We start from the raw sequence: 9504 nt of genomic DNA, 5'->3' as shown, positions 1-9504 counted from the left end.
TACCATTGGAAGGTAGCAAGAAAGAGAAAGACATCAGTGACTATTTCGCCATAGGTAATACAACGGAAGATTTTATCAAACTCATTAATGAAAAAAGAACATGAAAATTTCAAAAAGAAGAGTAGAATACAGTCATTTAGAAGGTAATCTTCGCCTTGTATCTATGACAGACGAAGAACGAAAAGAGTTGGCAAAGCAGCACAATACAGAAAAATGGGTAATCGCTCCCAACCTCTATTTTGTTGAATTTTCCTTGTTCAACAGAAACTACAGAGGGTATGGCATCAAAAATGTAAATGGTGGGATAGAGTTCATTAATCCACTTTATATGAAAAATCCTATAACATTAGATAACAAAGGATATGTTTTTGTTGCTCACTCTAAAGACGACAGCAATAAGCATTGCTGTCTATTTTGGGAGTTTACGGATTATCTTGCTTATCTCTCCATCCAGAAGAAACATTTTCTGAATCTTCCTAAAGACTGCGACTGTTTCATTATGTCTGATGTAAGAAACTTCATCCCCATGGTAGTTGATACAGACGATTATGAGAATATTTATATGTTCTTCCCAAATAATGATACTGGCTATACTATAGCCAAAACCATACAGAACCGCAATTCCAAGCATGTGCATGACTGTAGTCTTCTGTATGCAGCCAATGAAACATTGCATGATTTTGCCCATGCCTATTTGGAAGAAGTCAACAAATAAAGGGTATAACAGCATGAAGATACTTTGCATAGCACTTGGTGTGGTCATCATTGGAATCGCAATAGCTTTTATATATGAGATAAAGCATACGTATCGTGATGGTGACCTTTGGAAAAAATGAATGAATCGTCCGCATTTATGCGGCTACTAAAAAGTTATATATATGATAGACAATGTTTTTACTATTATCCATTGTAAAAATGGATTGGAAAAGACTCCTGAGTATTGGCAGAAAGCTGATTTCGAGGAGAAGTTTAAGGAGCTTACAGATAGGGTTATACAACATAAGCATTTTACCCCTACTGCCAGAATGAAGATAATCAGAAAGATGTCCTTTTTGATTAAGGCATCTACTACGATTGAGCAACTTCTCGCCTTGTCTGACAAGTTGAGATACAAGTTCAATATCGATTGTTTTCAAATTGCTATAGACAGAACTGATAGCAAGGCTCACATGCTATTCGGTTTCATTGATGAGAACGGTTCAAGTATATACTTCAACTGGCTCAACGAGATAAGAATATCTGTAATGATTCTTAATGAATTAAATTTGCCTCGACCTAAGAGTGTGCAAATGTGGCTAAGATATTTCCTGGCTTATTCGTTTGAACATGATCATGAGATATTCCAGAAGCAATTGGCAGCCTTGGAACATGGGGAAATAGATAAGATTAATCTTCCTTTTATGCGTGATGTCCTGCACTATGCAGAAGCCATGTGTAAAGGACAATTAAAATAGGAAATTATGGATAAGACGTTTGTTTTTAACAAGAATAATATCTGTACCAATCCCAATACTCCAATTTCATGGATTAGTGAAGGAAAGTCTTCTATAGGATGGTCTTTTGATGTCTTTACCGCATTAACTTCTAAAGGATGGGTATGTGGGCTTGATTGCAAGATGGGAGATTCCTGTGCAAGCTGCGGTTGCAACAGAAAGAGTCGTGAGTTGTATGGCTCCCAGAAGGAAGCAATTTACAATTCTCTTAGACGTTTAGAGAGACTTGCTTTAGAAAAGAAAAAAAGCAAGTCTCAAAAAGAAATGTTGTCTGAAATCAGAAAAGGCATCAACTTATATGATATACGACAACTCGAATTGTTTGACTAAATAAAAAGGTATATCAATGAAAAGGATTAATGGTATCAGTTTGCTGCACGGCATAGCTATACTTTCAGGTATAGGTATCGTAGGAATATTCGCTTTGTGCAATGAGTCAATAAACGAAGGTGGAAGGGGCATTACGCCGACCTTGCTTTTCGTTGCCTATGTTCTATTGCTGCTTGCTTGTAATGCGGAAATTATTGCGTCAGACGAGAACTTCAAGAGAGTGTTTGACAGAACAAAGAAGGTCTATGACATAGCCAAGAATAACGCTTCCGTGGAAGGCATAAACTTGTATAACTTCGAATACGACAAAAAATGCAAAACAGTTATCTTTGTCATATTCGGATTCTTACTTTTGGCTTTATGGCTTGCAATACACTTCACGCTGATAAGAAGTCTTATATTGGCGTTGCTGATTTCCATCGGATTGTCTTATATGATTATTACATTAGTTTTGGTAGCTTGGAACATAGCGGCAATAAGAGAATTAAATAAAACAAGAAAGAAACTGGAAAGTAAACATTATTATTAGAGGACTGAACTATGATTGTAAGTGTTACTAAAGCGGAATATGAGGCAATCATGTTTTGCAGAGAACAGGTTACTGGAGCTATAGAAGGAGCCTCGGATGAAAACTATGTAAAAGAAGCATCAGAGGCTATTGAGGGAATAGTTTCCTTTCGTAAGAAATATCTGAAAGCCGTTGCCAAGCAGGATCGCCTGGCAACAGCAAAACAAGCGGTGAAGAAATTATATCCAGAAATTAAGGGACAAATGTTTAACAAATTGGTAAGAATCGTTGCCAAACAAATGGATGACAAATGAAAAGTAGAAATTATTACACAAGAGGATTTAGACAAAACAAGATGGTGGGAAACATCCTACAGTCTTGAAACTGATCAGTTTGAAGTTTCATTCTGTGACACGACTAACTGCATTCCAAAGCTAACAATGATTATAAAATACAAGGTTAGAAACGGCAAGAAGGTGTGGCATAGTCAAGTTGTTAGATATGTTTGCAATGGCATCTACTACAAGAACATAAAAGATCTTCTTGAAAGATGTAATGTAGTATTTAATTTTATCAAGTAATGGAAAAGGAAGTTTTGACTCTGCATCTTGCAGAACCTTGGTATTCGATGATTGTATCTGCTGAGAAGATGGAAGAATACAGGGAAATTAAGCCGCATTGGATAAAGCGTTTAACCACCAACTGCGAAGTTCCCTATGATGTGGCAGCAGAAACACATTATGGAGAGGTGCTGTATCGTCCTTATACCCACGTTCTCTTCGTTAAAGGCTATCCGAAAGGTAATAAGCCGTCCGTTGAGAAGAAGATTGTGGATATAACAATTGGCAAGCCCAAGAAAGGACTTTGCCCGAAAGAGTTTTTAAACAAAGAATATTTTATCATTAAATTCAAGTAAATATGAGTGATTTTGTAATTCTCATGGTGCAGACATTAAACATTTTAGCAAGGGTTTCCATGATAGCCCTGATTTGTTTTGCAATTTATGCTTTCAGCTTTATACCTGTCTTTAGTTTGAAATGGTGTGCTTTATATGTATTTTCATTCGTTCTCGTCTTTTGCTTAGAACGTTGGTCTTATAATAATTTTCCTTATTACGATAAAGACCCTTGGAATGACTGATACAAATATCTTTTACGAGACTGGAGATATTCAGTTTAGTACATGCCAAACTATTGTGGTTCCTGTCAATTGTGAAGGAACGATGGATGAAGGGATAGCGTCAATATTCAGAAGACGCTATCCTTATATGTTTGAGCGTTACAAATGGATATGTGAACAAGGTCTTCTTGCCCCCGGCAAACTCTGGATATACAATTCCCCATCGAAGCGCAAGATATTAATATTTCCTGTTCTGCAACATGGCGAAGAAATATATAGATATATGGAGTTAGGCTTGGCTAAATTTCTTGCCACATATCAGGAGAAAGGAATCACATCGGTTGCCTTTCCTTTGTTCAATCCAACTGGTACAACAGAAAAGGATGTTTTAGGGCTTATGTCATACTATTTAGCTAAGTGTGATATAGCAGTAGAGATATATACAGAGTATATTCCTCGTTCCCAAACACTTGTGCCACTACTGGAGCGACTATGTGGAAAATTTACAGATAAAGAAATCTACAATATCAAGAAGAAGCTCTGCTTCGAGGTGGATTAATACAAAAGAAAAACGGTCATCATTCTCACGAACAACAACCGCCATACTTGGATGAACCTATGACAATCCACCTTTAAAACTTCAAATTTGATTATAGTTGTGTGGAGTGCAGGGAATCGAACCCCATTTCAACCAACCACTTAATTATATCACCAAGCAGCCCTTTGAACACCCCTAAAAGAACCCCTCGATGCTCACGCACAGAGGGATAATAGCACTACTGAAATGCTTAATGATTGATGTTTCTTTCAATATGTCAATTTCACTATTTATCCTTGACGCAGTTACACAATGGCTTATCGCCCATTATGTTTGTCATGCAGCCATGCCTTCTGTTCGTAGCTGAGTCCATCCCAGCTTTCCTTGCGTTTCTTGCCACCTGAATGTGTCATAGCCTTACCGAAGCCCTTGAAGAGCCATGCCATGAATAACCATAAAAATACTGTTCCCATATCATAAACTTTAACTGGTTCTACAAAATGATTTCTACTTCACTGAGAATGTGGCGATACTGTCAAAACCGTTAGCCACCACTCCATATTCTCCTGCAGGCAGGTCATGGAGAGTTACGAGGTATGATGAAGATCCATACTTCTTCACCTCATAATCCACGGTGGTGAAATTGGTGGTAGCCGATGCGCTTCCGAAGCCGATGTCTGCCATCTTGAATCTGCGTTCCTTCTTCTTGGTTTCAAACTTGAAGATACCGAAGGCGTTCTTTGGCTCTTCGCTGTTGTCCTTCACACGGATGATGAGGGAAAACTTCTTGGAGGAAATCTTGTTAGGGCTTTCTACTCCCTTCACAGTGAGGTAAGCTTTTGTTCTGTCAAGAAGGGAAGCTCCTGGAATTGGAACCAGGGCGAAAGCCGAAGACTTTGCCTTGTGTTCTCCAGTTTCCTTCTGGAGAAGCGTTGTAGTGCTGTCTGCGTTAATGACAGCTACCTGTCCTTTATACTCTGGTTCTGTAATGTTCTGAGCAAATCCTAATGTTGCAGTCAAGAACAATGCTGATGTCAATATCAAATGCTTCATACCTTAATATATTGTTTTATTAATTAATTACACTGCAAAGATACAAAAAATTAATGAAATACGCAAGTTTTTTATAGAAATATTTCTATATTTAAGAAAATATTTATATCTTTGCAGTCGTATTTAAGGAAATACTACAATACGGCAATATAACAATATATAAATAAGGTAATATGAAACAAGCAAAGATTATTTCTATCGCTAACCACAAGGGTGGTGTCGGTAAAACAACCACAACGGCAAGTGTGGGTTCAATTCTTGCCACTAAGGGGTACAAGGTTCTTGTCATCGACCTCGATGCACAGGCAAACTTGACAAGTTCACTCATTAAGGGAGAGGTTTCTGCATCAATATATGATGCAATGAAAAAATCCACTGCACTCCCTATATATAGAGTTAATGAGAAGGCAGAGTTGGATTTAGTTCCTGCATCCCTTGAACTTGCTCAGGCAGATTTTGAAATGGCTTCAAAAATAGCCAGAGAAAGAATCCTTGCCAATCTTTTAGAAGATTACAAGGACAAGTACGATTATATCATTATGGATTGTCCACCTTCCCTTGGTCTTATGACATTCAATGCCATTACGGCATCTGATTATGTGATTATCCCATTGGTTGCAGAAATACTACCATTCAACGGATTGAAGATGATTTCAGACTTTATAGGTCAGTTGAAGAAGTATCTGAACCCTAAAATTGAAATATTGGGTATTCTCATCACACGATGGGAATCAACCAATCTCAGCAAGGGTATCGAGGAGCGTCTTCGCAATAATTTGGGAGAAAAAATATTCACGACTAAAATTCGCAAGAACGTGACTATCGCCCAAGCACCATTGGAAGCTACAAACATAGTTGAGTATGACCCAAAGAGCAATGGAGCTATCGACTATCAGGCATTTACAGACGAGATTTTGGAGAGAATGAAATAGTTCTCTCCTTAAAATGTTAAGTTATGACACAAGAACAATTAAATACGCTAAGTGAATTACTTGCCGACTTCAAGAGCGAATACACCGACATCGACAATGATGGCTACTGGAATGTAGAAGAAGTTGAAGGGCTTGTAGATTCAGCAATAAGCGACAACAATACAAATCAGTAACAAAAAATGGGAAAGGAAATAAATATGAATGCCATGGATAAACTCATCTCTGGTCTTTCAGGAAATGAAGAGAATATGTCCATCGAACATGAGCAAGCCAATGAGGAAAGCCATACTTCTGAGCCTCCAAAGCAATCACAAAAAAGCAAAGGTAACAGACATCAGCCAGTCAAGCAACATATCTGCACAATAGTTAATGCTGATAGCTTGAACAAGATACGTGCTATTGCAAAAACGGAAGGACTTACAATCAATTCTATCATTGACCTTGGTTTGGATATTGTCATAAAGAAGTACGAAGAACTTCACGGAACAATACAGGTAAAGAAGCCAAAGAAAGGTGATGTGGGAAAAGTATTCAATCTCTAAAAACGGCATTATGGATGGAATGGAGATATTCAAACAAGATGTTTGCAGAGCAGCTTTAGAGTGTAACGCCAATCTTGTTGTCGTGTACAATGGAAAGAAGGCATTTTGGTATTATGAGCAGCTACAGGCTTTAGTTGCTGAATATCCAAACAAGAGTATAACCTTATTGGATTTTTGTGTTGCAGCAGAAAAAGTTGGTGATAAATGTTCCAAAGAAACGACTAAATGTTCTTTCAGTTTTGTTGCGAGAAATGTACCAAGAGAAGAAGCCCTCTCAGAACATTAAAATAAAAAGAAAGAAGTAGGATAAAGGACACAGCCATATCTTCTGCTTCTTTCTTTTTTTCTTATTACTCTGTAATCTCTGGCAATTCATCAAGAAGGCTGTCTATTGAGCCAAATTCAAGAAAAGCATAGCCTGTTTCAACAACTTCTCCACTTTCCAAATCTTTAATAAAAATGCCACAATCATAGCCAAGATTTTCTGTAATCCTACACACCTCATAATCGCTTGTATAATCACTATGTTTCGGACTCGCCACAATTCGTGGACGTGGTTCGTCGTTTTCATCCCATTCATATTGATGATTAGGAAATTTCTGCAAGGCATTTTTAAGCGCAACAACTTCCTTGTCCCTTATTGCCTTGTACATCATGTAAAAATCAGTATGTTCCATAATATGTTAGTTATGGAACGGTGGTTAGCCGTTCCGTTAGTTACCTTTTAGTTGTTGTCTGTTGCTATATCATGTATAAAGCAGTCATTTTTGCCGAACATAATAATAACAGCTACAGCAGACACAACCACACCAGAGAAGAAGAGCCATACCGAAATCCACTCTGCTAAGAAACGACCGAAGATACCAGCTATGGCAAACATCATCAATGCAAAACCTAATAGACAGAAAACGCAAATAGCATCTTCTACACTCATTTTCTTGTAAAAATTCAAAATCTTTCCCATAATCAATTTTGCTTTTAAAGGGTTCAACAATAAAATTATTCTGGATTTCCTGATTCATCTGCCTTTTTAAGGACTTTCCGTTTCGTTCAATCCGAGATTTTTTTTAGAATCATTCCGGCATAACCGTCATCACCTAAGCCTTTTTACGTGCTTTATAAGATGGCAGCCCAATAAGGCAGTAAGCCAAACAATCGGTAGAGAATTTTTGTAGAATTCCCAATCTCTGATTGCGGAAGTCTGCTGCAAAAAATCTTCGCCGATAGGGAGAGCATCGACTGGTGTTTGGTGTCTGCCTGGGCTGCCATACCTTTGCACGTTAAAAAGCTATGATGATGGTTAACGGCACAACCTATGCTAAAAAAATTGAGGTTGAACACAAGAAACGGAAACAGAAATATAGATATAAAAATAATAAAAGCACAATAAATATTCCATATACACGTTATAAAGAATATATAGTATTATTAATTAATGAATTGATATATAGATGGTAAGAAAAAGTTGTAAGATTATACATGTGCATTTCCTAACCACTCATAAGAACTTCTACTTTGGCAGTGTTACTGCCATCTTCAAGAAGTTCAGCGAAGAAGAAATAGGATATAGTAAGGAATATATCAGCCACGCTCTGGTGGAAGATGGAAATCACCTTCTATCCAAAAAGGTATTGATAATAAGATCACGTTTGATTAGATAAGAATATCATAATAAAAATCGGAAAACCATCGGAGATACCGCTTTGCAGGTGAAGCTGAATGGTTCGCCTGATGGCTGCGACCGATGAGGAAGCAGCCCGAAAAAATGCTCTTGCTTTTAAATAGAAGCAAGAGCATCATTTATTATGCCACAAATTTAAACTCGTGTTGAGGAGAGGTGGTTAAGCTCTCCGTTACCTATAAATTATTCATTTGTTCTATCCAATACACTTTCATGTCTTTAGATTTTATTCCTAAAGCTAAAAGTTTTGCTTTCATTTCTTCAAGTTCTGAATTATACATTACCTCAATATAGCCCTCAGCTTTTATAAAAGGTTCACCTTTTTCGGGTTCTGATTTGTATTCCAATCTTAATCTTGCCATATTCAATTTTGATTGTAAGGGGGTAACCCCTCGTTTATTCTATGCCACAAATTTAAACTCGTGTATGCTTATGTAATCATCATCATATTCGTGTTCTTCGTTCCACTTATCAATATCAGCAATAGTAACAGTATCACGTTTAATACGAACAGCGGCGTATGCCAAAGCTTCCTCTTCCGACTTGAACTCCTCGTATTCATCCTCTCCTTCTATACAAGAAGCCACAATGAAATGGTAGGCAAAGTATTTGCCGTCAATGTCATTTGTGGCATAAACTTCACATCCATCTTCCTCAACAATGTAGTACACTTTCATACCATTATAGTGTTTTTCAAGAAGATGCCTGAAATCTGTTGCACCCCAAGCCTCCTGTGCCTCGATGCAAAGAAGACCATCCGACAATTCGCAGGACTGGATAAATCCACGAAGGTAACTTTCACCCTTTTCTATGCCAAGAGCCAATATAATATTACCTTCCCAATCCTTTGACGCACCATCCTCCATTACAGGGCGTTCGCTATTGTCGAACGCCTTGCAGAGGTTATTTATTTCCTGAAGGTCTTTTTGATTACCCTCAATACGATAGTCTGTTCTTGCCCAATTTGCCATAATTCATTACTTTAAATGGTTGGATAATAAAGTTCTTTCTCACTAAGATGCTTGATAGTTTCATCCGCCAACTTGCAAGCCCACTCATCACGTGGGTCATAATAGCCCTTTTGATAGTTGGCTGCCAACTGCTCGATGAAGTACATTGCGACCTTGAATTTCTCTTGAACCAAGAAACGGTGGTCATTGGCAAGCTCAATGCCTGTCTTCTTTGCACTGCTCATCTTGCCATTAACGAAACGAGAAAACTCGTCTGTAAACTGCTTGTCATTCTCACTGATAATTGAATAATCTGTCATAATCAAATTTGCTTTAAAGGGTTCAACAATAAAATTAT

Annotated in this window: 18 protein-coding genes; 11 read left to right on the top strand and 7 right to left on the bottom strand. The window is 37.7% G+C overall.

What is annotated here, in order from left to right; genetic code table 11:
- The first annotated feature begins 100 nt into the window (after positions 1 to 100).
- The 7 genes from DW917_RS15160 to DW917_RS15125 all read left to right on the top strand — a co-directional run bounded on the left by DW917_RS15160 (position 101) and on the right by DW917_RS15125 (position 4009).
- On the top strand, positions 101 to 715 hold the full coding sequence (locus DW917_RS15160) for a hypothetical protein (protein WP_118120059.1): 615 nt from the start codon (positions 101 to 103) through the stop codon (positions 713 to 715).
- 163 nt (positions 716 to 878) lie between these two features.
- Positions 879 to 1454, top strand: a complete 576-nt coding sequence (locus tag DW917_RS15155; RefSeq protein WP_118120057.1) for a hypothetical protein — start codon at positions 879 to 881, stop codon at positions 1452 to 1454.
- A 6-nt stretch (positions 1455 to 1460) separates the two neighbouring features.
- Positions 1461 to 1823 carry a hypothetical protein gene (locus tag DW917_RS17120; protein ID WP_147344224.1) on the top strand — a complete coding sequence of 121 codons (363 nt, stop codon included), beginning with the start codon at positions 1461 to 1463 and terminating at the stop codon, positions 1821 to 1823.
- A 16-nt stretch (positions 1824 to 1839) separates the two neighbouring features.
- Positions 1840 to 2352, top strand: coding sequence for a hypothetical protein (locus tag DW917_RS15145; protein WP_118120053.1), 513 nt, complete (start codon positions 1840 to 1842; stop codon positions 2350 to 2352).
- An 11-nt stretch (positions 2353 to 2363) separates the two neighbouring features.
- Complete coding sequence (locus tag DW917_RS15140; RefSeq protein ID WP_118120051.1) at positions 2364 to 2645, top strand: hypothetical protein; 282 nt, start codon at positions 2364 to 2366, stop codon at positions 2643 to 2645.
- A gap of 266 nt (positions 2646 to 2911) precedes the next feature.
- Positions 2912 to 3247, top strand: a complete 336-nt coding sequence (locus DW917_RS15135; RefSeq protein WP_118120049.1) for a hypothetical protein — start codon at positions 2912 to 2914, stop codon at positions 3245 to 3247.
- Between the two features lie 216 nt (positions 3248 to 3463).
- Positions 3464 to 4009 carry a macro domain-containing protein gene (locus tag DW917_RS15125; RefSeq protein WP_118120045.1) on the top strand — a complete coding sequence of 182 codons (546 nt, stop codon included), beginning with the start codon at positions 3464 to 3466 and terminating at the stop codon, positions 4007 to 4009.
- 296 nt (positions 4010 to 4305) lie between these two features.
- On the opposite strand, the gene DW917_RS17335 is transcribed toward DW917_RS15125, so the two are convergent.
- Positions 4306 to 4461, bottom strand: coding sequence for a hypothetical protein (locus tag DW917_RS17335; protein WP_153083065.1), 156 nt, complete (start codon positions 4459 to 4461; stop codon positions 4306 to 4308).
- Between the two features lie 34 nt (positions 4462 to 4495).
- Positions 4496 to 5041, bottom strand: a complete 546-nt coding sequence (locus tag DW917_RS15120) for a hypothetical protein (protein WP_118120043.1) — start codon at positions 5039 to 5041, stop codon at positions 4496 to 4498.
- A gap of 173 nt (positions 5042 to 5214) precedes the next feature.
- On the opposite strand from DW917_RS15120, the gene DW917_RS15115 reads away from it, so the two are divergent.
- From DW917_RS15115 to DW917_RS15105, 4 genes are read left to right on the top strand one after another with little or no spacing between them, the layout of a single operon-like run.
- A complete protein-coding gene (locus DW917_RS15115) occupies positions 5215 to 5973 on the top strand; it encodes a ParA family protein (RefSeq protein ID WP_118120041.1) in 759 nt (252 codons plus the stop codon).
- Positions 5974 to 5996: 23 nt separating this feature from the next.
- Positions 5997 to 6146 (top strand): hypothetical protein, encoded by a 150-nt coding sequence (locus DW917_RS17330; protein WP_158570199.1) that lies wholly within the window; start codon positions 5997 to 5999, stop codon positions 6144 to 6146.
- 6 nt (positions 6147 to 6152) lie between these two features.
- A complete protein-coding gene (locus DW917_RS15110; RefSeq protein ID WP_118120039.1) occupies positions 6153 to 6515 on the top strand; it encodes a hypothetical protein in 363 nt (120 codons plus the stop codon).
- Positions 6490 to 6801: a hypothetical protein gene (locus tag DW917_RS15105; protein WP_147344223.1), complete on the top strand. Its 312-nt coding sequence runs from the start codon at positions 6490 to 6492 to the stop codon at positions 6799 to 6801. The genes DW917_RS15110 and DW917_RS15105 overlap by 26 nt, the downstream gene beginning before the upstream one ends.
- Before the next feature lie 64 nt (positions 6802 to 6865).
- Here the strand turns inward: DW917_RS15105 and DW917_RS15100 are convergent, their stop codons facing one another.
- The 5 genes from DW917_RS15100 to DW917_RS15075 all read right to left on the bottom strand — a co-directional run bounded on the left by DW917_RS15100 (position 6866) and on the right by DW917_RS15075 (position 9466).
- A complete protein-coding gene (locus DW917_RS15100; protein ID WP_147344222.1) occupies positions 6866 to 7192 on the bottom strand; it encodes a hypothetical protein in 327 nt (108 codons plus the stop codon).
- Positions 7193 to 7239: 47 nt separating this feature from the next.
- Positions 7240 to 7449, bottom strand: coding sequence for a hypothetical protein (locus DW917_RS15095; protein ID WP_147344221.1), 210 nt, complete (start codon positions 7447 to 7449; stop codon positions 7240 to 7242).
- A gap of 923 nt (positions 7450 to 8372) precedes the next feature.
- Positions 8373 to 8558 (bottom strand): hypothetical protein, encoded by a 186-nt coding sequence (locus DW917_RS15085; RefSeq protein WP_118120029.1) that lies wholly within the window; start codon positions 8556 to 8558, stop codon positions 8373 to 8375.
- A 39-nt stretch (positions 8559 to 8597) separates the two neighbouring features.
- A complete protein-coding gene (locus DW917_RS15080; RefSeq protein ID WP_118120027.1) occupies positions 8598 to 9167 on the bottom strand; it encodes a hypothetical protein in 570 nt (189 codons plus the stop codon).
- An 11-nt stretch (positions 9168 to 9178) separates the two neighbouring features.
- Positions 9179 to 9466 (bottom strand): sulfide:quinone reductase, encoded by a 288-nt coding sequence (locus DW917_RS15075; RefSeq protein WP_118120061.1) that lies wholly within the window; start codon positions 9464 to 9466, stop codon positions 9179 to 9181.
- Between the last annotated feature and the right edge of the window lie 38 nt (positions 9467 to 9504).

It is taken from the genome of Prevotella sp. AM42-24, from assembly GCF_003461825.1.
Taxonomy (GTDB): domain Bacteria; phylum Bacteroidota; class Bacteroidia; order Bacteroidales; family Bacteroidaceae; genus Prevotella; species Prevotella hominis.
This window is presented reverse-complemented; position numbering and strand designations above follow the sequence as displayed.